General features: G+C 69.4%; 20 protein-coding genes. 9 read left to right on the plus strand and 11 right to left on the minus strand.

Going from position 1 to position 21661, the window contains the following annotated elements; all coding sequences use genetic code 11:
- Positions 1-200: 200 nt before the first annotated feature.
- The 5 genes from ACWY4P_RS26240 to dnaA form a co-directional block, all read right to left on the minus strand.
- Positions 201-734: a DUF721 domain-containing protein gene (locus ACWY4P_RS26240; RefSeq protein WP_456202770.1), complete on the minus strand. Its 534-nt coding sequence runs from the start codon at positions 732-734 to the stop codon at positions 201-203.
- Positions 731-1936 (minus strand): DNA replication/repair protein RecF, encoded by a 1206-nt coding sequence (gene recF, locus ACWY4P_RS26245; protein WP_456202771.1) that lies wholly within the window; start codon positions 1934-1936, stop codon positions 731-733. The genes ACWY4P_RS26240 and recF overlap by 4 nt, the downstream gene beginning before the upstream one ends.
- 44 nt (positions 1937-1980) lie before the next feature.
- On the minus strand, positions 1981-2859 hold the full coding sequence (gnd, locus tag ACWY4P_RS26250) for a phosphogluconate dehydrogenase (NAD(+)-dependent, decarboxylating) (protein ID WP_456202772.1): 879 nt from the start codon (positions 2857-2859) through the stop codon (positions 1981-1983).
- Between the two features lie 90 nt (positions 2860-2949).
- Positions 2950-4080 (minus strand): DNA polymerase III subunit beta, encoded by a 1131-nt coding sequence (gene dnaN / locus ACWY4P_RS26255; RefSeq protein WP_456202773.1) that lies wholly within the window; start codon positions 4078-4080, stop codon positions 2950-2952.
- Positions 4081-4994: 914 nt separating this feature from the next.
- Positions 4995-6854, minus strand: coding sequence for a chromosomal replication initiator protein DnaA (gene dnaA, locus ACWY4P_RS26260; protein WP_456202774.1), 1860 nt, complete (start codon positions 6852-6854; stop codon positions 4995-4997).
- A gap of 457 nt (positions 6855-7311) precedes the next feature.
- On the opposite strand from dnaA, the gene rpmH reads away from it, so the two are divergent.
- The 9 genes from rpmH (at position 7312) to ACWY4P_RS26305 (ending at position 14121) form a co-directional block, all read left to right on the plus strand.
- Positions 7312-7449, plus strand: a complete 138-nt coding sequence (gene rpmH / locus ACWY4P_RS26265; RefSeq protein ID WP_009716483.1) for a 50S ribosomal protein L34 — start codon at positions 7312-7314, stop codon at positions 7447-7449.
- 24 nt (positions 7450-7473) lie between these two features.
- The gene (gene rnpA, locus ACWY4P_RS26270; protein ID WP_456202775.1) at positions 7474-7857 is read left to right on the plus strand and encodes a ribonuclease P protein component; all 384 of its coding nucleotides are present in this window, start codon (positions 7474-7476) and stop codon (positions 7855-7857) included.
- Positions 7854-8171 (plus strand): membrane protein insertion efficiency factor YidD, encoded by a 318-nt coding sequence (gene yidD / locus ACWY4P_RS26275; RefSeq protein WP_014177966.1) that lies wholly within the window; start codon positions 7854-7856, stop codon positions 8169-8171. Before rnpA ends, yidD begins: the two co-directional genes overlap by 4 nt.
- 3 nt (positions 8172-8174) lie before the next feature.
- Positions 8175-9356 (plus strand): membrane protein insertase YidC, encoded by a 1182-nt coding sequence (gene yidC / locus ACWY4P_RS26280; protein ID WP_456202776.1) that lies wholly within the window; start codon positions 8175-8177, stop codon positions 9354-9356.
- A 14-nt stretch (positions 9357-9370) separates the two neighbouring features.
- Positions 9371-9880 carry a Jag family protein gene (locus tag ACWY4P_RS26285; protein ID WP_456202777.1) on the plus strand — a complete coding sequence of 170 codons (510 nt, stop codon included), beginning with the start codon at positions 9371-9373 and terminating at the stop codon, positions 9878-9880.
- A 111-nt stretch (positions 9881-9991) separates the two neighbouring features.
- Complete coding sequence (gene rsmG / locus ACWY4P_RS26290; protein ID WP_319688791.1) at positions 9992-10705, plus strand: 16S rRNA (guanine(527)-N(7))-methyltransferase RsmG; 714 nt, start codon at positions 9992-9994, stop codon at positions 10703-10705.
- A 281-nt stretch (positions 10706-10986) separates the two neighbouring features.
- Complete coding sequence (locus ACWY4P_RS26295) at positions 10987-12072, plus strand: ParA family protein (protein WP_456202778.1); 1086 nt, start codon at positions 10987-10989, stop codon at positions 12070-12072.
- Complete coding sequence (locus ACWY4P_RS26300; RefSeq protein ID WP_456202779.1) at positions 12069-13196, plus strand: ParB/RepB/Spo0J family partition protein; 1128 nt, start codon at positions 12069-12071, stop codon at positions 13194-13196. The genes ACWY4P_RS26295 and ACWY4P_RS26300 overlap by 4 nt, the downstream gene beginning before the upstream one ends.
- Before the next feature lie 307 nt (positions 13197-13503).
- Entirely contained in the window at positions 13504-14121 is a 618-nt protein-coding gene (locus tag ACWY4P_RS26305) for a GNAT family N-acetyltransferase (protein ID WP_456202780.1), read from the plus strand.
- A 108-nt stretch (positions 14122-14229) separates the two neighbouring features.
- Here ACWY4P_RS26305 and trxA read toward each other — a convergent pair whose 3' ends face one another.
- From trxA to murJ, 6 genes are all read right to left on the minus strand, one after another.
- Positions 14230-14559, minus strand: coding sequence for a thioredoxin (gene trxA, locus ACWY4P_RS26310; RefSeq protein ID WP_014177959.1), 330 nt, complete (start codon positions 14557-14559; stop codon positions 14230-14232).
- A 43-nt stretch (positions 14560-14602) separates the two neighbouring features.
- Positions 14603-15556 (minus strand): thioredoxin-disulfide reductase, encoded by a 954-nt coding sequence (trxB, locus tag ACWY4P_RS26315; protein ID WP_456202781.1) that lies wholly within the window; start codon positions 15554-15556, stop codon positions 14603-14605.
- 160 nt (positions 15557-15716) lie between these two features.
- Complete coding sequence (locus tag ACWY4P_RS26320) at positions 15717-16697, minus strand: hypothetical protein (protein WP_456202782.1); 981 nt, start codon at positions 16695-16697, stop codon at positions 15717-15719.
- Complete coding sequence (gene sigM / locus ACWY4P_RS26325) at positions 16694-17383, minus strand: RNA polymerase sigma factor SigM (RefSeq protein WP_456202783.1); 690 nt, start codon at positions 17381-17383, stop codon at positions 16694-16696. Before sigM ends, ACWY4P_RS26320 begins: the two co-directional genes overlap by 4 nt.
- 28 nt (positions 17384-17411) lie before the next feature.
- Positions 17412-19148 carry a protein kinase family protein gene (locus ACWY4P_RS26330; RefSeq protein WP_456202784.1) on the minus strand — a complete coding sequence of 579 codons (1737 nt, stop codon included), beginning with the start codon at positions 19146-19148 and terminating at the stop codon, positions 17412-17414.
- 110 nt (positions 19149-19258) lie between these two features.
- A complete protein-coding gene (gene murJ / locus ACWY4P_RS26335; RefSeq protein ID WP_456202785.1) occupies positions 19259-21658 on the minus strand; it encodes a murein biosynthesis integral membrane protein MurJ in 2400 nt (799 codons plus the stop codon).
- Positions 21659-21661: the final 3 nt, after the last annotated feature.

Raw genomic sequence — 21661 nt, forward strand, 5'->3', positions numbered from 1 at the left:
GCCGCCCTGAACCGGTCGTCACCGACTCCCCATATCTGGGGACGGGGTCCAAGAGGCTCACACCGCCACTCAGCGCTTCGGGACGTCAACCACCGGCAACCATGACAGACACCCCAGCGGCCACCCCCTGCACGACCACCCCACCGCCCGCGCTCCCGGTGCGCCCCAGGAGCGCGCGGAAGGCGCACAAACGGGCCGCGTCAGCCGTAGGTGTCCCCGGGGCCCGTACTGCCGGGGGCGCGCAGCGATCCATAGCGGCGGGCCGGGCCGCCCGGGCCCAAGACCTTGATCAGCTTGACCGTGCCCTGGCCGAGGTCCGCGTTGAGCCGGGCCACCAGCTGCGGGGCCAGCAGCCGCAGCTGGGTCGCCCACGCCGTCGAGTCGCACCGCACCGTCAGCACCCGCGCCTCCTCGTCGTACCGCTGAGGCTCGCAGTGCTGCGCCACCTCCGGCCCCACCATCTGGGGCCAGCGGCCCATCACCCCGCCGACCGCGGCCGGGGCCTCCCAGCCCCGCTCGGTGATCAGCCGGCTGATCGCGGCACCGAGCGGAAGCGGATCGCGCCCGTCGGCGCGCGCGCCGGAGCGCAAGCCCCCTCGACGCGCCTGCTTCTTCTGCTGCGCCGCCGCACCACGGGCGCGCGCCTGCTCCTTGGCGGCGCGCAGCGCCACCCGCGCCAGGTCGACCCCCGAGGGCTCCGGCGGGGTGGGCGGCTGTGCGGGCTGCTCGGTCACAGGGGCCGCACCTCCCCTTCCGCCACCGCGTAGCGGGCGCCTGCCAGCACCTTGGGGACGTCGTCCTCCACGGCCGCCGTCACCAGCACCTGCTCGCCGGGCGCGACCAACTCGGCCAGCCGCTCCCGGCGCCGCTCGTCGAGTTCCGCGAAGACGTCGTCGAGCACCAGCACCGGCTCGCCCGCCCGCCTCCCCGCCTCGGCCCCTCCGGCCTCGGCGGAAGGCCCGGCCGGCGCCCACGGGACGTCCGCGCGCAGCAGGTCGTACGAGGCCAGGCGCAGGGCCAGCGCATACGACCAGGACTCGCCATGGCTCGCATAGCCCTTCGCCGGAAGCTCCCCGAGCCGCAGGATCAGATCGTCGCGGTGCGGGCCGACCAGCGTCACCCCGCGCTCGATCTCCTGCTTGCGGGCGGCGGTGAGCGCGGCCGAGAGCTGCTCGTACAGCTCCTCGCGGGTGCCCGCGGCCGCCAGGCCGTCACCGACGGAGCTGCGGTAGTCAAAACCGACCGGGCCGCCCCCCGGGGCCAGTTGCTCGTACGCCTTGTCGGCCAGCGGCCGCAGCGCGGCGATCAGTTCGAGGCGCTGGGCGAGCAGCTCCGCACCGGCCCGCGCCAGATGCTGGTCCCATACGTCCAGGGTGGACAGCGCCGCGTCGCCCCCGGAACCGCGGCCTCCACCGTGGCGCCGGGCCAGCGCGGCGGTCTTGAGCAGGGTGTTGCGCTGCTTGAGCACCCGCTCGTAGTCGGCGCGGACCCCGGCCATGCGCGGCGAGCGCGCGGTGACCAGCTCGTCCAGGAAGCGCCGGCGCTCGCCCGGATCACCCTTGACCAGGGCCAGGTCCTCGGGCGCGAACAGGACCGTGCGCAGGATGCCGAGCACATCGCGCGGTCTGACCTGCGAGGATCTATTGATCCTGGCGCGGTTGGCCTTGCCGGGGTTGAGCTCCAGCTCGACCAGCTGCTGCCGGTCGCCCTCGACGATCGCGGCCCGCACGATCGCCCGGTCCGCGCCCATCCGCACCAGCGGGGCGTCTGCGGAGACGCGGTGGCTGCCGAGCGTGGCCACATAGCCGACGGCCTCGACGAGGTTGGTCTTCCCCTGGCCATTGGGGCCCACGAAGGCCGTAACGCCCGGACCGAGGGCGACCTCGGCCCGGGTGTACGAGCGGAAGTCGGCGAGCGACAGATGCGTGACATGCATGGTGGCGCGCCGACCTCCCCCGGCGGCTCCCTTACGGGGGCTGGTTACTTCTTGTTCTCGACCGCGTGGCCGCCGAACTGGTTGCGCAGTGCGGCGATCATCTTCATCTGCGGGGAGTCGTCCTGGCGGGACGCGAACCGGGCGAAGAGCGAGGCCGTGATGGCGGGCAGTGGCACGGCGTTGTCGATCGCGGCCTCGACGGTCCAGCGGCCCTCGCCGGAGTCCTCCGCGAAGCCCCGCAGCTTCTCCAGGTGCTCGTCGTCGTCCAGGGCGCCCACCGCGAGATCCAGCAGCCAGGAGCGGATGACGGTGCCCTCCCGCCAGGAGCGGAAGACCTCGCGGACGTCGGTGACCGAGTCCACGGCCTCCAGCAGCTCCCAGCCCTCGGCATAGGCCTGCATCATCGCGTACTCGATGCCGTTGTGGACCATCTTCGCGAAGTGGCCGGCGCCGACCCTCCCGGCGTGGACCGAGCCGAAGTCGCCCTCGGGCTTGAGCGCGTCGAAGATCGGCTGGACCTTCGCCACATGCTCGGCGGCACCGCCGTACATCAGCGCATAGCCGTTCTCCAGGCCCCAGACGCCGCCGGAGACACCGCAGTCGACGAAGCCGATGCCCTTGGCGTTCAGCTGCTCGGCGTGCTTCTCGTCGTCGGTCCAGCGGGAGTTGCCGCCGTCGACCACGATGTCGCCGGGCGACAGCAGCTCGGCCAGCTCGTCGAGGGTGGTCTGGGTCGCGATGCCCGCCGGCACCATGACCCACACCACGCGCGGTCCCTTGAGCTTGTCCACAAGGTCGCCGAGGCTGTGGACGTCGGCGAGATCCGGATTGCGGTCGTATCCGATGACGGTGTGACCTGCGCGGCGGATGCGCTCACGCATATTGCCGCCCATCTTGCCGAGACCGACGAGACCGAGCTCCATCAATGATCCTTTATGCCGTAGCCATTGCGTTTCGCACCTGAGTCCGAGCCTACGCCCAGGGGTTGCCGCTCAGCTGTGGGCCACACCCGCTCATCCGCTGAGCCGCACCGGCATGATCAGGTACTTGTACGCCTCGTCCGCCTCGGCGTCCATGGCCGGCCTGCCGCTGAGCAGCGCGGGCTTGGTCGACGTGGTGAAGGACAGCTGGGCGACCGGGGAGTCGATCGCGCTCAGCCCGTCCAGCAGGAAGGTCGGGTTGAAGGCGATCGAGATGTCGTCGCCGTCGAGCTGGGCGTCGACGCGCTCCACAGCCTGTGCGTCGTCGCTCGACCCGGCCTCCAGGATCAGCACGCCCTGCTCGAAGGTGAGCCGGACCGGGGTGTTGCGCTCGGCGACCAGGGCGACGCGCTTGACCGCCTCCACGAACGGAGCGGTCTCGATCACCGCGACGGAGTTGAACTCGGTCGGGAAGAGCGTGCGGTACTTCGGGAGATCGCCTTCGAGCAGCCGGGTCGTGGTGCGGCGCCCGGCGCCCTCGAAGCCGATCAGACCCTCTCCGGCACCCGAGCCGGACAGCGCGAGGGCCACGGTGTCACCGCTGGTCAGCGACTTGGCGGTGTCCAGGAGCGTCTTGGCGGGCACCAGCGCGACCGCGGAGATGTCGGGCGTCTCGGGCTTCCACAGGAACTCGCGGACCGCGAAGCGGTAGCGGTCGGTGGAGGCCAGCGTGACCGTGTCGCCCTCGATCTCGATCCGCACACCGGTGAGCACCGGCAGGGTGTCGTCGCGGCCGGCCGCGATGGCCACCTGGGCCGCGGCGGAGGCGAAGACATCGCCGGGCACGGTGCCGGTCGCCGTCGGCATCTGCGGCAGAGCGGGGTACTCCTCCACAGGCAGGGTGTGGAGTGTGAATCGCGAGGAGCCGCAGACGACGGTCACCCGCACACCGTCACTGGAGATCTCCACAGGGCGGTTGGGGAGGGCGCGGCAGATGTCGGCGAGGAGGCGGCCGGAGACCAGGACCGTGCCGTCGTCCTCGACATCGGCTTCCACCGACACACGGGCCGAGACCTCGTAGTCGAAGCCGGAGAGGCTGAGGGTGCTGTCTTCCGCCTTCAGCAGCAGCCCTGCGAGGACGGGCACCGGCGGACGGGCCGGAAGGCTGCGGGCCGCCCAGGCCACTGCCTCCGCGAGTACATCGCGCTCCACCCGGATCTTCACCGGAACCGCCTCCTGCTGTTGCTGGCTCGCCCTGCTGGCCTTCGTCGTCGGCGCAATCGCCGGAGACCAGTCTGACGTACGCCGCCGACAGTCGGTGCGGCTCGGGGTCAAATCGGCGCCCGAGGTGTCGGGCGGCTCGGAGCCCGGTTGTGCACAGGCCCCACTTCGAAACGAATTTCTCGCTCTAACTAAGTGGTCGTAGTAGTAGGCCCTGTGGAAACCGTGGACAACTGACTTCTCGCAGGTCAACATCGGTTTTTTATCCACCGGGCCTGTGGGCGACGGCGGTGGACAACCAGGCTCCGCTGTGGATGCCGCCGAGTTCTGCACACCCGATGCACAGGCGAGCCCCGGTTCTCCCCAGCTGCGTCCCCAGTTTTACCCACCTTCCCCACAGCCCAACCCGGCTCGTTGGTGTGACGCCTTTCACTCGTCTCGGTGACCACGCCCGTTTCCTTGCCGAACAGTGGATGAGGGTGTGGAGAAGCTGTGGGTGACGGGGCCTCGCCTGTGGGCGGGCGGTGGACAACGCGGAGCCCGCTCTGTGGGTAACTCGGTCGTCCACAGTCTGTGGACTGTCGATTGTCACAATTCCACACCCGGCTGACCTCCCCTGATGCCGTTCCGGCAGCCGCCCCTGTGGACACAGTCGGGACAACCGGGGCATCCCCAGGGTGTGGACGGTGGATCGGCCGCTGATCTGTGGAGAAGCGGGGTCCGAGGGCATGGAATCGAACAGGCTGCCCGCGTCGGCGGCGCGATGCCGGGGCGCCGGTCGGCCGGGACGAGGCGGCCGGCGGGCGGAGCGGAGCCCGGCCGGAGCGTTCCTGGAACGACAAAGGGCGCTTGCGGGAGTCGTTCCTCCCGAAGCGCCCTGGGCGGAATCCGGCGCGAAAGCCGCGCCGCGCGCCGCGTCAGCCGTTCTTGATGCGGTTGGTCAGCTCGGTCACCTGGTTGTAGATGGAGCGCCGCTCGGCCATCAGAGCCCGGATCTTGCGGTCGGCGTGCATGACGGTCGTATGGTCCCGTCCGCCGAACTGCGCCCCGATCTTGGGCAGCGACAGATCGGTCAGCTCACGGCACAGATACATGGCGATCTGGCGCGCGGTGACCAGCACCCGGCTGCGCGAGGCGCCGCACAGGTCGTCAACGGTGTGCCCGAAGTAGTCGGCGGTCGCCGCCATGATCGCGGTGGCGGTGATCTCCGGGGCCGCGTCCTCGCCGCCGGGGATCAGGTCCTTCAGCACGATCTCGGTGAGGCCGAGGTCCACCGGCTGGCGGTTCAGGCTGGCGAAGGCCGTGACCCGGATCAGCGCCCCCTCCAGCTCGCGGATGTTGCGCGAGATACGGGAGGCGATGAACTCCAGCACCTCCGGCGGCGCGTTCAGCTGCTCCTGCACCGCCTTCTTGCGCAGGATCGCGATGCGCGTCTCCAGCTCCGGCGGCTGCACATCGGTGATCAGGCCCCACTCGAAGCGGTTGCGGAGCCGGTCCTCCAGGGTCACCAGCTGCTTGGGCGGCCGGTCGGAGGACAGCACGATCTGTTTGTTGGCGTTGTGGAGCGTATTGAAGGTGTGGAAGAACTCCTCCTGCGTCGACTCCTTGCTCGCGAGGAACTGGATGTCGTCGACAAGAAGGATGTCCATGTCGCGGTAGCGCCTGCGGAACGCGTCCGCCTTGCCGTCGCGGATGGAGTTGATGAACTCGTTGGTGAACTCCTCGGAGCTCACATAGCGCACCCGTGTCCCCGGATAGAGGCTGCGGGCGTAGTGCCCGATCGCATGCAGCAGGTGGGTCTTGCCGAGCCCGGACTCCCCGTAGATGAACAAGGGGTTGTACGCCTTGGCGGGCGCCTCGGCGACGGCGACCGCTGCGGCGTGCGCGAAGCGGTTGGACGCGCCGATGACGAAGGTGTCGAAGAGGTACTTCGGGTTCAGACGCGCGGTCGGCTCACCGGGGCCGGGCGCGGGAGCGGGCTGCGCGGCGAGCGGGCCGGGGGCGCCGGTCTGCGAGGGCAGCACGGGCGGGCCGCCGCGGGAACGATCGAGCGGGTCGGGGAGCTCCCGGCGCGGCTGGTCGTAGGGCGACCGGTCGGGACCCGGGCCGGGTCCGGGCCCAGGCCGCTCCGGGCCCGGACCCGGACCCCGGTAGTCGGAGTGCGGCTGCTGGTCGTAGAGCTGCTGGTCATAGCCGGGCTGCGGACGCTGGGTGGCGTACGGGTCCCCCTCGGGGAAGCCGCCGAGCCGGGGCTGCTGCCAGCCGTAGTCGTCGCGGGGCCGGGGCCAGGCGCCGGGCTCGGGCCGGTGCTGCTCATATCCGGGGTAGGCGGGGCGGGCCGTCGGCAGTTCATCGCCCGCCGGACGGCCGTAACCGTCCCGGCCGTCGTAACCGTCGCGGTTGTCATAACCCTCGTAGACGTCGCGGCTCTCGTAGGTGTCGCGACGTTCATAGGTCTCGCGCTGCGGCTGCTGCGGGACCATCGGCTCGGCGGCGGAGTCGTCGACGGTGATCGCGATCCGGATCGGGCGGCCGCACTCGCGGCTGAGCGTTTCGCTGACGATCGGGGCCAGCCGGCCCTCCAACACGCCCTTGGCGAATTCATTGGGCACGGCCAGCAGCGCGGTGTCGGCGACGAGGGCGAGCGGCTGGCACCGCTTGATCCAGTGTTCGTCCTTGGCCTCGACGCCTTCTCCGCCCTGGCCCGCGCCCTCTCCGAGCAGCCGCTCGAGCACACGTGGCCACACTGCGGCAAGATCGGCAGGTACGTCAGCCACAGGGCACGCTCTCTCACTCGCTGGGTGGGGGGACGCCGACAGGTCCCACGAATATGCGGTTCTCGGGACGGGCGGGAAGGAATCGGAGCCCAGCCACGGTAGTCAGGCCAGGGTGTGCGGTTCAAGTCGTTGTCCACAGGGTGTGTACAAATGTGCCATGCGATGTCGCCCCGCGTTCCCTTGCCCCCGGATACAAGGGGTCCGCGTCTTCCGCGGAGCGCCGCCCGGCCACGCCACCGGGCGGCGCCGGTTTGACCGGATGGCGTAATCGCGCGTACCGTAACCAGGTCGAGTTGTCGATGGCTGCTGCCGCCTGCCTCCGATGGGCAAGGGTCGCGGACCTCAGGTCTGGCGATCATGAAGCGGTGCACTCGGGCGTATTGCGAGCTACTCGTGGGCGCACGGTGACAGCCAGGCGATGTCCCGCCACCACCCGATTCATTTCTGGAGCCCCCGAGTGAGCAAGCGCACCTTCCAGCCGAACAACCGCCGCCGCGCGAAGACCCACGGCTTCCGGCTGCGTATGCGTACCCGTGCCGGCCGCGCGATTCTCGCGTCCCGCCGTAGCAAGGGTCGCGGCCGTCTGTCGGCCTGAGCAGCCTGACCCAAGGTCCATGACGTGCTGCCTACCGAAAAACGGCTGAGGCGGCGCGAGGACTTTGCGGCCGCGGTACGCCGAGGGCGCAGGGCCGGACGCCCGCTCCTCGTCGTGCACTATCGCAGCGGCCTTGCCAGCGGTGAAACGGACCCGCATGCACCTGGGGAGAGTGCTCCCCCGGCGCGTGCGGGTTTCGTCGTGAGCAAGGCGGTCGGCGGTGCCGTCGTACGCAACCTGGTGAAGCGGAGACTGCGCCATCTCATGCGCGACCGTCTCGATCTTTTTCCCGCAGGTAGCCTTGTGGTCGTACGGGCGCTGCCCGGTGCGGGCGAGGCGGACCACGACCAGTTGGCCCGCGACCTCGACACCGCGGTGCGGCGGCTACTGGGAGGGGTGCCGCGATGAAGTACCCGCTGCTGTGGTTGATCAAGCTGTACCAGTGGACCATCAGCCCGATGCTGGGACCGGTCTGCAAGTACTACCCGTCGTGCTCGCACTACGGCTATACGGCCATTGACCGGCACGGCGCGGTGAAAGGAACGGCGCTGACGGCGTGGCGCATCCTGCGCTGCAACCCGTGGTCGCTCGGTGGCGTCGACCACGTTCCTCCCCGGAAGCGTCCGGTCTGGCACCAGCGGCTGCGCAACCGCCTCGGCGGGCATTCCGCCGGGGAGCCTGCCGCCCAGCCCGAGACCCAGCCCAACGCCCAAGGAGCCTGATTCGTGGACACGATCCTCGGTCCTCTTTATGACGTAGTTTCCTGGATCATCGTCCAGTTCCACGCGTTCTACAGCCTCATCTTCGACAAGGACAGTGGCTGGGCGTGGGGTCTGTCCATCGTTTCGCTGGTGGTACTGATCCGTATTTGCCTGATCCCGCTCTTCGTGAAGCAGATCAAGGCGACGCGGAACATGCAGGCGCTCCAGCCGAAGATGAAGGCGATCCAGGAGCGCTATAAGAGCGACCGCCAGCGCCAGTCCGAAGAGATGATGAAGCTCTACAAGGAGACGGGCACCAACCCGCTCTCGAGCTGTCTCCCGATCCTGGCGCAGTCGCCGTTCTTCATCTCGCTGTACCAGGTCCTGAACCACATCGCGAACAACCGCACTGTCGGTTTCATCGACCAGTCGCTGCTGGACAGCGCCCGTCAGGCGCACATCTTCGGCGCCCCGCTGTCCGTGAAGTTCATGTCGTCCGCCTCGAAGGTCGAGTCCCTCGGCGCTTCGCTGACGGACGTCCGGGTCGTGACGGTCATCATGATCGTCCTGATGTCGGCGTCGCAGTTCTTCACCCAGCGCCAGCTGATGACCAAGAACGTCGACCTGACGGTGAAGACGCCGTTCATGCAGCAGCAGAAGATGCTGATGTACGTCTTCCCGGTGATGTTCGCCGTCTTCGGTATCAACTTCCCCGTCGGTGTCCTCGTCTACTGGCTGACCACCAACGTGTGGACCATGGGCCAGCAGATGTTCGTCATCCGCCGTAACCCGACCCCCGGCAGCGTCGCCTTCAAGGCCCGCCAGGAGCGGCTGCGGGCCCAGGGGAAGCTGAAGGAGGAGCCGGCCGAGGTCGAGGCCAAGAAGGCGGTCGAGGCGGCTCGCGCGAACCGGCAGCAGCCCAAGCGCCAGAGCAAGTCGCAGCGCCAGACGAGCACCTCGGGCCATGCCAGGGCGACGGCGCAGTCCGGGCAGGTCGAGAAGACCTCGCTGGACAAGCCCGCCCCGGAGAAGGAGCAGCGCAGCGCTGCGGAGAAGAGCAGCGCTGCGGAGAAGAGCAGCGCTGCGGAGAAGAAGGGTACGCAGGGCGGTAAGCCGGCCGGCGGCTCGGCTTCCGGCTCCTCCCGCACCGCCAAGTCCGGGCAGCGCAAGGGTCAGCAGCGTCCCAAGCACCCGTCCAAGAAGTAAGAAGGAGTCCATCCGTGACGGAAGGCACCACCCCGACTGCCGAGGGTGTCGACACCCTGACCCGCCTCGAGCAGGAAGGGGAGATCGCGGCCGACTACCTCGAGGGGCTGCTGGACATCGCGGACCTCGACGGCGACATCGACATGGACGTCGAGGCCGACCGTGCCGCGGTGTCGATCATCAGTGATTCGTCCAGTCGTGACCTGCAGAAGCTGGTGGGTCGGGACGGTGAGGTGCTGGAGGCGCTCCAGGAGCTGACCCGGCTCGCCGTGCACCGGGAGACCGGCGACCGCAGCCGGCTGATGCTCGACATCGCCGGGTACCGGGCCCGTAAGCGTGCCGAGCTCACCGAGCTGGGCACCAAGGCCGCGGAGGAGGCCAAGGGCGCCGGTGAGCCGGTGAAGCTGAAGCCGATGACGCCGTTCGAGCGGAAGGTCGTGCATGACGCGGTGGCCGCCGCCGGACTGCGCAGCGAATCGGAGGGCGAGGAGCCCCAGCGTCGCGTGGTCGTGCTTCCGGTCTGAACCGGTCCAGCCTCATGATCCACACGGCCCCGTCTGCTCGCAGACGGGGCCGAATCTTGTCAGCCTTGCATCAGCGTTCACCACAGTGTTCGGTACGGAAGGACGGTCCCCGTGACGGAAGCAGCGGAGCTCCCCCCGGCGCCCGAGGAGGCGCGGGAGGTATTCGGTGAGCGCTTCTTGGAGGCCGTCCGGTACGCCGAACTGCTCGCCGACGTCGGGGTGACCCGCGGTCTGATCGGGCCTCGTGAGGTGCCGCGGCTGTGGGAACGCCATCTGCTGAATTGCGCGGTGCTCTCCGAGGTGGTGCCCGAGGGGGTCACCGTGTGCGATGTGGGCTCGGGCGCCGGGCTGCCCGGCATTCCGCTCGCCCTGACCCGCCCGGATCTGCGGATCACGCTGCTGGAGCCGCTGTTGCGCCGTACGAACTTCCTTCAGGAAGTGGTAGAGCTGCTGGGGCTGGATCATGTGACGGTGGTGCGGGGCCGGGCCGAGGAGGTCCTGGGGAAGCTGCCCCCGATGCATGTGGTGACGGCGCGCGCCGTGGCGCCGCTGGACCGGCTGGCCGGCTGGGGGGTTCCGCTGCTGCGCCCGTACGGGGAGATGCTGCTGCTCAAGGGGGACACGGCGGAGGAGGAGCTGAAGCACGCCCGTGCCGCGCTGAGCAAGCTCGGGGTGGTCGGGACCTCGGTCCTTCACGTCGGGGAGGGGATCGTCGATCCGCTCTCCACCGTGGTGCGGGTCGAGGTCGGGGAGAGCCCCGGCGGTGTGCGTTTCGCCGCCAAGCGGGCCAAGGCGGCCCGGAAGGGTCCCCGGCGCCGCCGCTGAGGCCGGGCCGGTCCGCGATCTTTGGATCACCCGGCAGCCGACGTTGCTCCATCGGGCGGGCTCGGCTGCTCCATACAAGCTGCCAAAACTATGCATACCGGAGTGTCGCGACGAATCGGTGAGGCTGTCCGTGCATCGTGTTTCACGTGAAACGTCGCTCCTTGTTGCATGGAATCATCAGTCGTGGGCGCGCGGCCGCATTGCCGCGCGGCCGTCGGCCCCGACGGGACGTGGATTCATCCACAGGAGAACGGGCCTCGCTGGTTCACAACCCCCAAAGCATGGCAGGCTCTGTTCATCGCGAGCCTGATGTCGAGGAGAGTGAATCCTTGCGGTCCGACGCCAACATCGCGGGGCCGATGACCGACCCGGTCCCCGGCCCCCGTACCGAATCGGCGGGGGAGGATGTTTCACGTGAAACGCTGCCCCCGATGGACGACACCCCCATTGGCCGTGCCGCTGAACTGGCGGTCCAAGCCCTGGGTCGCGCGGGTGAGGGATTGCCCAGGCCGGAACAGACCCGGGTGATCGTGGTCGCCAATCAGAAGGGCGGGGTCGGCAAGACCACCACCACGGTCAATCTGGCCGCTTCTCTGGCCCTCCATGGCGGCCGGGTGCTGGTCATCGATCTCGATCCGCAGGGCAATGCCTCGACAGCGCTGGGAATCGATCACCACGCCGAGGTTCCGTCGATCTATGACGTGCTGGTGGACAGCAAGCCCCTGTCCGACGTGGTGCAGCCCGTTCCTGATGTGGAGGGGCTCTTCTGTGCCCCGGCCACGATCGATCTGGCGGGCGCGGAGATCGAGCTGGTCTCACTGGTGGCGCGGGAGAGCCGACTGGAGCGGGCCATCCAGGCCTATGAGCAGCCGTTGGACTACATCCTCATCGACTGCCCCCCGTCCCTCGGCCTGCTGACGGTCAACGCACTCGTCGCCGGGGCCGAGGTCCTGATCCCGATCCAGTGCGAGTACTACGCCCTGGAGGGGCTGGGGCAGCTGCTGCGCAACGTCGATCTGGTGCGGGGGCATCTCAACCCCAAGCTCCATGTCTCGACGATCCTGCTCACGATGTACGACGGCCGGACCCGGCTGGCCTCGCAGGTCGCCGATGAGGTCCGCAGCCACTTCGGCCATGAGGTGTTGCGGACGAGCATCCCGAGATCGGTACGTATCTCCGAGGCTCCCAGTTATGGGCAGACGGTCCTCACCTATGACCCGGGGTCCAGCGGAGCGCTGTCCTATCTCGAAGCGGCTCGGGAGATCGCGCTCCGAGGGGCCAACGTCCACTATGACGCCCAGCGGGCGCATACCGTCCCAGAGATCAGCCCGCACGACCAGCACAGCATGCAGGAGGGGAACCAGTGAGTGAGCGACGCAGAGGGCTGGGCCGTGGGCTCGGGGCCCTGATCCCTCCCGCGCCGAAGGGAACGGATGGCCCCGGGTCCGCGTCGGCGGCGGGAACGGTCACGGCGACGGGGGTCTCCACCTCGCCATCGGCGGTCCCGGTGCTGACACAGGAGCGTGGTGTGGCGGCGGCCAAGGTGGCCTCGCTGCCATCCCATGGCCTTCCACCGGAGACCGAGAGCGTGCCGCAGCAGCAGGAGGAGGTGCTCCCGCCCGTCGTGGACGAGGTGGCCGGAGCACACTTCGCCGAGCTGCCGCTGGACTCCATCACACCCAACCCGCGGCAGCCGCGTGAGGTGTTCGACGAGGACGCGCTTGCCGAGCTGGTCACCTCGATCCAGGAGGTCGGGCTTCTCCAGCCCATCGTCGTCCGGCAGTTGGCTCCCGAGCGCTATGAGCTCATCATGGGCGAGCGTCGCTGGCGGGCTTGCCGGGAGGCGGGGCTGGAGAAGATTCCGGCAATCGTCAGGGCGACCGAGGACGAGAAGCTTCTGCTGGACGCGCTGCTGGAGAATCTGCATCGCGCACAGCTCAATCCGCTGGAAGAAGCGTTCGCCTACGACCAGTTGCTGAAGGACTTCGCCTGCACGCATGACGAGCTGGCGGACCGTATCGGGCGTTCGCGCCCCCAGGTCTCCAATACGCTCAGGCTGTTGAAGCTGTCCCCCAAGGTGCAGAGCCGGGTGGCTGCGGGGGTTCTCTCCGCGGGGCACGCCCGTGCGTTGCTCGGCGTCGATGACCCGGAGGAGCAGGACCGGCTGGCGTACCGGATCGTCGCCGAGGGGCTCTCGGTGCGGTCGGTCGAGGAGATCGTGACCTTGATGGGTTCGCGACGGGGCGGTGCATCGAAGGCGAAGGGGCCGCGCGCGGGTACGAAGATCTCCCCCGCACTCACGGATCTCGCCTCCAGGCTCTCCGACCGCTTCGAGACCCGGGTGAAGGTGGACCTCGGTCAGAAGAAGGGGAAGATCGTCGTCGAGTTCGCCTCGATGGAGGATCTGGAGCGCATCCTCGGCGCGCTGGCCCCGGGCGAGGGGCCGGTTCTGGAGCAACGGCTCTCGGATGCGGTGGAAGAGGAAGAGTAGGACACCGGTCCTACGGGTAGAGCGGGGCGGGTCGTATTCCGGCGTGGTCGGAACACGACCCGCTCTTTGCTCAAGGGCGGTATCGGTGCAATCTCGGCACGGATACGATGCGATCAGGTAGGGCGATCCATGCGGAGGCGTCTTATGTGGAGGGCAAGGCCATGCGGTCGGTGAGCCGCACCGGGCTGCTGGCAACGGGATTGGGCCTGGGAGCCGTCGGCGGATTCGTCGGCAGTCTGCTCAGGGAGCGTAGTGCGCTGTCGGCCGCTCGGAACGCTGCCGACGACGGAAGTGAGGGACTGGCTTCATGGGGCGTCGGCTCGTACCGCTCACGCTGGACAACCTTCCGGACATCCCCAAGCGCTGTCGCGCCTGCGTCTTCTGGGAGCTCGACCCGGTCAGCGGCGAGGCCGCGGTAAGGGCCGGACGGCCGGAGCTGGAGAAGGAAGCCTGGATCTCGGCTGTTCTGCTGGAGTGGGGTTCCTGCGGCCGGCTGGTCTATGTGGACGATGTGCCGGTGGGCTTTGTGCTCTATGCGCCTCCGGCGTATGTGCCGCGATCCACGGCCTTTCCGACGAGCCCCGTCGCGGCGGACGCCGTGCAGCTGATGACGGCCTGGCTGATGCCCGGGTACCAGGGGCAGGGTCTGGGCCGGGTGATGGTGCAGACAGTGGCCAAGGACGTGATGCGGCGCGGGTTCAAGGCGATCGAGGCCTTCGGGGACGCCGCCTGGAAGGAACCGGCCTGTGTGCTGCCCGCGGATCATCTCCTAGCCGTGGGCTTCAAGACGGTACGGCCGCATCCGCGGTATCCGCGGCTGAGGCTGGAACTGAGGACGACGATCTCCTGGAAGGAGGACGTCGAGCTGGCGCTGGACCGGCTGCTCGGTGCGGTCCAGAAGGAGCCAGCCCTCCGGCCGCTGTAGGGCCGTGCGTGTGAGGGCCGGTAGGTGTGGGTCGCGGTTTCACGTGAAACACGAAGGGGCTGCCCCAGGTGGGGCAGCCCCTTCGTGGTGGAGCGACGGCTGACGGAGTCAGCCGATGAAGTCGGCCAGGTCGCGCTCGATGGCGGCCTTCGGCTTGGCGCCGACGATGGTCTTGGCGACCTCGCCACCCTGGTAGACGTTCAGCGTCGGGATCGACATCACGCCGTACTTCGCGGCGGTCGTGGGGTTCTCGTCGATGTTGAGCTTGGCAATGATGATCTTGTCGCCGTGCTCAGCCGCGATGGCCTCCAGGGACGGAGCGATCTGGCGGCACGGACCGCACCACGCGGCCCAGAAGTCGACAAGCACCGGCTTGTCGCTCTTGAGGACGGTCTCCTCGAAGTCGGCGTCTGTGACGGTCACCGTGGCACCGGCCATGGTTCATCTCCTTTATCGGTTTGGTGCAGGGGGGTAGGCGGAGTCAGGCGGTGGCGTTCGCGCTGTCGGCGAGAGCGGCGAGGTACCGTTCGGCGTCCAGGGCGGCGGAGCAGCCCGTGCCGGCCGCGGTGATCGCCTGACGGTAGGTGTGGTCCACGACGTCACCCGCGGCGAAGACACCGGGCAGGTTGGTCCGGGTCGAGGGCGACGCGACCTTCAGGTAGCCCTCGTCGTCCAGGTCGAGCTGACCCTTGAAGAGCTCGGTGCGCGGGTCGTGACCGATGGCGATGAAGAGCCCGGTGACCGGCAGCTCGGAGGTCTCCCCGGTCTTGACGTCCCGCAGGGTCAGGCCCGCGAGCTTGTTGTCTCCGCGGACCTCGGTGACCTCGCTGTCCCAGACGAAGGAGATCTTGGGGTCGGCGAAGGCGCGCTCCTGCATCGCCTTGCTGGCCCGCAGCGTGTCACGGCGGTGGACCACAGTGACCGACTTGGCGAAGCGGGAGAGGAAGGTCGCTTCCTCCATCGCGGTGTCGCCGCCGCCGATGACGGCGATGTCCTGGTCCTTGAAGAAGAACCCGTCACAGGTGGCACACCAGGAGACGCCACGGCCGGAGAGCTCGTCCTCGTGGGGCAGGCCCAGCTTGCGGTGCTGCGAGCCGGTGCTGACGATGACCGTCTTGGCTCGGTGGACCGTACCGGAGGAGTCGGTGACGGTCTTGATGTCCTCGCTGAGGTCGACCGAGGCAACATCGTCCGGGATCAGCTCGGCGCCGAAGCGCTCCGCCTGCGCCCGCATGTTGTCCATCAGGTCGGGGCCCATGATCCCGTCACGGAAGCCGGGGAAGTTCTCCACGTCGGTGGTGTTCATGAGGGCACCACCGGCGGTCACGGAGCCTTCGAAGACCAGCGGCTTCAAGGAAGCCCGGGCGGTGTAGAGCGCGGCCGTATAGCCCGCGGGCCCGGAACCGATGATGATCACGTTGCGGACGTCGCTCACGGATGTCTTCCTTGTCTCTGCCGAGTGCCGACTGCTGACTGAGGGCGGCGACAGTCCGGAGCTCCCCGGAAAACCGCTGCCACCCCACCCAACGGATCCTACGGGGCCCGCATTCCCGGGTGGCGTCAGGCGGCCCGCCGTGTGCCGTGTGCCGTCCGCCTCAGTCTCGCGGGTAGGTGCGGGCCACGAGGCGAGTCCCGGCGGTCGACGGTGACTGTGCGACGCACGCCGAGTCGATCACAAAGGCGTCGACAAGCTTGCTGTCGGCTCGGTGCGGCAGCACCACAAGGTAGACGTCCTTGCCGGCATAGGTGTCCTCCTGCGCGGCAAGCGGGACCTCCGAGCGGCCGGTGCCCGCCTGTACACAGTTGGGCACCGGGGGGTCCTCGGCGCGCAGCGGCATGTCCGGGGTGTCCTGCGCGCGCACATCGCCGGAGGCGGTGGACGGCTTTCGGTCGGTCAGGAGGGCATGCACCCGTGCCTGGAGAGTCGCCGCGGAGAGCGCTTCGGAACCGGACGAGGTCTGCCTCTTCGAGGTCTGTGTGCTGGTCGCATCGTTGCTGTGGGTGGAACCCGACTGAATGAGGAAAGAGCCGAGGCCGATCACGGCAGCCGCGCAGGCGGTGCCGAGGACGGCCCTGGGCCAGCGCCGGGGCTGCTGGCGCCGGGTGTCGGGTCGGGATTTCCCACGGCCCGGTCCGGTGGCGGCTCGCGGGCGCCCCGCCGGCCGCTCGGCGGCGCCGGAGGAGATCGGCGCCGCTTCGCCGATCGTCTTCCGCGGGCGGGTCGGCTCCGATGTTTCACGTGAAACGCTCGAAGGTGCTTCGGCCGAGGCGTCGAGGGGTGAAGTTTCACGTGAAACTTCGACGCAGTCATCCGGGGCGGTCGCGTCGAGGAGGGCTTCGGCGGCGAGTGCCGCGTCGATGCGCCCCGCGATATCGGCGGGCATCTGCACCGGGCCGGGGAGGGTCCCCAGCAGCGACCGGATCTCGTCCAGGGAGACCTGCACCTCGGCGCACAGCTCACAGGCGGCGAGATGGCCGCGCACATGGGCGGTGCGGTCGGGGGGCAGCAGCCCCTCGGCGAGTGCGGAGATCTCCGTGACCTCCGGGTGCTCGTCCGTGTCGGTCGACGATGTCACGCTCGGCCACCTCCGCCCTTCACGGCATCTGCGTCGTTCGGTCCCGCCGCCGGTGGGACGGATGTCCCCTGCGTCCGGTTCCTTGCCCCGCCCGGCGAGTCGCTACCCCTCCCGTTCGGATGGAGATGGGCCAGCAGGGGCAGCAGGCGTGCGCGTCCCCGGGCGCAGCGGCTTTTGACCGTGCCGGTGGGGACCTCCAGGACTTTCGCGGCCTCGGCCACGGGATAGCCCTGCATATCGACGAGCACGAGTGCTGCCCGCTGCTCGGGGGGCAGGGTGCGGAGCGCGCCGAGCAGCTCGCGGTGGAGATCTCCGCGCTCCGCGGGAGCGGCGGCCGATTCGTGGGGTTCCAGGAGCTGCTCGAGCCGCTCGGTTTCGGCGACGGGGGAGGTGCGGCGAGAGGCGGCCTTGCGGGCCCGGTCGAGGCAGGCGTTCACCGTGATGCGGTGGAGCCAGGTTGTGACGGCCGACTGGCCCCGGAAGGTATGAGCGGCCCGGTACGCGGACACGAGCGCGTCCTGGACCGCGTCGGCGGCCTCCTCGCGGTCGCCGAGGGTACGCAGCGCCACCGCCCAGAGTCTGTCGCGGTGACGCCGCACGAGTTCACCGAAGGCATCCGGATCGCCGGCGACATGGCGCTTCAGGAGCTCGCCGTCGCTCGTGTCGCCGAATCTGGCATTGTCCACCCTGGAGCCCCCTCCCGGCCCGGCCGGCTCAGCCGGTGAACTTCACGTCCGTGATCGCTTGCTTATAGGGGTGGGTGAAGTTCGGCTCCGGATCGGAGTAGGGAAGCGCGGTGAGCCAGACGAGGACGTAGCGGGTCTTCACCTTGCTTTTGAGTGTCAGCTCGGCGGACTTGCTCTTCGTATTGACCGAGTCGAGCTTCTTCAACGAACCGACGGGGTCGGACGCCGAGACGGACGGGGTGAGGGAATCCGTCGCGTACAGGGAGATCTCCGTGTAGGGGCCTCCGTAGTGCAGCCCGATGGAGGCGCCGCTCAGCGTCCGCTTCGAGCCGAGGTCGTAGATGATCCCGACGCCCTTCTTGACGCTCGGGGCGAACGCCGGACCGTCGATGTAGCTAGAGGTGCGCCAGAACGTCGAGGCGTCCCCGTCGTAGGTGAGCTTGACCTGGGCGAGGTTTTGCGCCTCGCCGTCGGGAGCGAACTCCTGCGCATCCACGATCTTGATGGGCTTGTTGGCCGGCTTCGTGGGCTTGTCGTCGTTCCCCTTCTGCTGCGACCTGCTGGGAGGGGACTTCTTCTCCTCCTTGAGGAGGGTGTCCGCGAGCTGCCAGCTGCCGAGGCCGAGGGCCGCGATCAGCAGGGCCGAGACGGTCCACTTGAGGGCCTTGCCGGCGCGGCTCTGTAGCGGGGGCGGCGGTGGCAAGGGGGCGGCCGGGCCGGCGGCGAGGGACTGGCGGCCGCGGTGCGGCGGCTGGCCGTAGAGGCCCTGCTGGTATGTGGTGCGCTGGAAGGCTTCCGGGGCCGTGAAGGCGGGCTCCGGAGGGCGGATCCGCGGCATGGCGGCGACGGCCTTGGAGAGCTCCTCGGGGGTGGTGCAGGGCTGGTCCAGCCGGGAGGCGGTGGCGCCGTCGTTGACGAGCGCGCGCATCGCCAGCTCGGACAGGCCGCGGTGGACCCCCGCGCGGACCTGGTCGGGCGCGATCAGGCCGACGCCCTTGGGCAGCCCGGACAGGCCGTGGGCGTCCCTCTCGTACGGCCAGCGCTGGGTCAGGGCGGCGTACAGCAGCGCGCCGATGGCTTCGGTGTCGGTGCGCTGCGGGTGGTCGGAGCTGATGCCGCGCAGGGCGGCCATGACGGCGAGGCCGCGGATGCGGTACTGGCCCGATTCGGTGCGCAGCACGGAGCCGGGGTTGAGCCGCAGATGTGCGAGGCCTTCGCGGTGGGCGGCGGCCATGGCCTGAGAGACCTGGCTGACGAGCTGGTAGGCGTCATGCGGCTCGAGCGGCCCGGCGGCGAGTACGGCGGTGAGTTCGGTGGCGTCGGGAAGCCACTCGTGGACCACGTAGACGAGGTCGTTCTCCTCGACGGCGTCGAGGACTTGGACGAAGCGGGGGTCGCCGAGCAGCGCCGCCGAACGGGCGGCGGCCAGCACTGGGCGGGCCCGCGGGTGGTCGGCCGGCAGCACATGGACTCCGACGGCGCGGCGGAGTTTCTCGTCCACGGCACGCCAGCTGCTGAATCCGTCCAGACGGGTGACGCATTCCTCCAGGCGATAGCGTCTGGCCAGCTTGTGGCCGCTGTGCAGCTCGGGGGCGCTCGTGTCGGCCGCGGCTCCCTTTGTGTCGGTGCCCGCGGCCTTCGCTTCCGTATTGGCTTTCGTTTCGGTTCCCACCCCGTCGGACGTGGCCTTGCCCGCCTCGGCGGTCAGCGACTCATCTCCGCTGTTGTCGGCCACGTCGACGGCAGCCGTGCTCCGTTCCGCCACCGTCGTTCCTGCCTCCCCATCCATTGCGCCTACTCCGAGCCAAGACAATTGTGCCCACAGTCCGCCGCTATGCACGACACACGGTGGCAGATGATGGTTGTGCTGAACGATCAGCGACCAAGTCGTCCGCGGACCATACCGACCATGGCGGTCAGCTCTTCAACGCGCATCCGTTTCGCCGCAATGTAGAAGACCGCGATAAGAACGAGACCGCCACCGGCCAGAGCCGCTAGAGAGCCCGTCAGGCCGGCGCCCAGGGCCCCGGTGATGACGTAGGCGGCCGCTCCGCCGAAAAGGGCGGCGGGGATGCCGGCTCCCACCAGACGGGTGTACGTGCGGATGACGTGCCGACCGTCCAGATCGCCGCCCAGCCGCTTGCGGAGGCGCTTCCAGGCCACGCCCACGCCGACGGCATAGGCCAGGCCGTAGGAGGCGGCCATGCCGGCCACGGCCCAGCGGGCGGGGAGGATGAGGTAGCAGAGCCCGGAGGCGGCGGCGTTGACGGCGGCGACGATCACCGTGTTGTAGAAGGGGGTGCGGGTGTCCTCGTAGGCGTAGAAGCCGCGCAGGACGACGTACTGCACCGAGAACGGGATGAGTCCGAGGCCGAAGGCCATGAGGATGTAGCCCAGGGAGCGGGCCTGCTCGGTGCCGGAGGAGCCGAACATCAGGGTGCACATGGGAATGCCGAGCGCGACGAACCCGAGGGCGAGCGGGACAATGGCGACCGCGGAGGTGCGCAGGCCCTGCGAGATGTCGTCGCGGACCGCGCCGGTGTCCCCGTCGTGGGCCGCGCGGGAGATCCGGGGCAGCAGGGCGGCCATGACGGAGACGGTGATGATCGCCTGCGGCATGCCCCAGATGAGCTGGGCGCTCTGGTAGCCGATGAGGCCCGTGCCGGGGAAGCCCTGGCTGTCGGCCTTCGCCCCGGCCGCGGTGGCGAGCCGGGTCACCACGACGTTGCCGGCCTGGTTGGCGAGAACGAACAGGACCGTCCACTTGGCGAGCTTGGCGGCCTTGCCGAGGCCGTGGCCGCGCCAGTCGAAGCGGGGCCGGAAGCGGAAGCCGGCCGCCCGTAGATAGGGGAACATCGCCAGCGCCTGGACGGTGAGGCCGAGGAGGGTGCCGACGCCCAGCAGCCGGACCCCTTCGGGGGTGATGGTCGTGACCCCCAGCTCGGAGGAGCTGAAGGTGCCGAACACCCAGATGAACAGGCCGAAGCTGGCGATGACGACGATGTTGTTGAGGACCGGGGTCCACATCATGGCGCCGAAGCTGCCGCGGGCGTTGAGGATCTGGCCGACCACGACGTGCATGCCCATGAAGAAGATGGTGGGCAGGCAGTAACGGGCGAAGGTGACCGCCACCTCGTTGGAGTAGGCATTGCCCGCGATCGACGGCGACAGCATGCGGATCAAGGTCGGGGCCGCGAACACGGACACCGCGACGAGGGCCGCGAGGACGACCATCACCAGCGTGAGCAGGCGGTTGGCGTAGGCGTCGCCGCCGTCCTCGTCCTCCTTCATGGAGCGCACGAGTTGCGGGACGAAGACGGAGTTGAGGCCGCCCCCCACGGTGAGGAAGTAGATCATCGCGGGCAGCTGGTAGGCGACGGCGTAGGTGTCGCCGAGGATGCCGCCGCCGATGGCGGCGACGATCACCAACTGGCGGACGAAGCCGGTCAGCCGGGAGACCAGCGTGCCGGCCGCCATCACCGCGCTGGACTTCAGTAGGTTCGCCGCACGGCCGCCCGAGCGCTTCTTCTCGGGCTCGGCCGTTTCGGGCTCGGCCACTGCCGCGGCCGCCCCCGCGGGGGCGGCCGACTGGGCGGGAAGGGGGCTGGGTGGTTCGGACGCCGACGCCGGCCCCTGCGGGGGTCCCGCGGGCGGATACCCGGCCGGGGGCTGCTGGGGGCGTTGGGGCTCGTAGGGCTGCTGGTCGCGGAAGAGGTGCGCGAAGGCGTCGGGCTGCGGCTGTTCCCCGGCGGCGTAGCCGGCCTGCGGCCCGGTGCCCAGATACTGCGTGGCCTCGACGTCGCCGCCGTACGGCTGGTGGGCGGGGCCCTCGGGGGCGGCCTCGGCCGACCAAAGCCGCGGATCGTGCCCCTGCGGGGAAGCGGGCGGCTGCTGGTAGGGCTGCTGGTAGCCGCCGGACTGAGGCGCGTGGTACCCGCCCTGGCCCTGGCCCTGGTCGTACAGCGGATCCGTCAGCGGGTCCGTCAGCGGGTCGTGGGCGTAGGAGTCCTGGCGCGCCGCGTAGGGGTCCTGCGCCGCGTAGGGGTAGGGCGTGAACGAACCGGTGACGTACGGATCCTGCATATAGGGGTCCTGTACGTACGGCAGCTGGCTGTATGAGATGTCGCGGGGGTCCCCCAGATACGGATCCTGCTGGTGCGGCTCCGGTTCGTAAGGGTTCTGGCGGGCGTACGGACCGCTCTGCGGCGGCGGTACCCGGCCGGCGGGGTCATTGTCCGCGCCATGGCCGCGATCACCGTCATACGGCGCGTTCATCGC

The sequence above is a fragment of the Streptomyces sp. LZ34 genome (assembly GCF_053890475.1).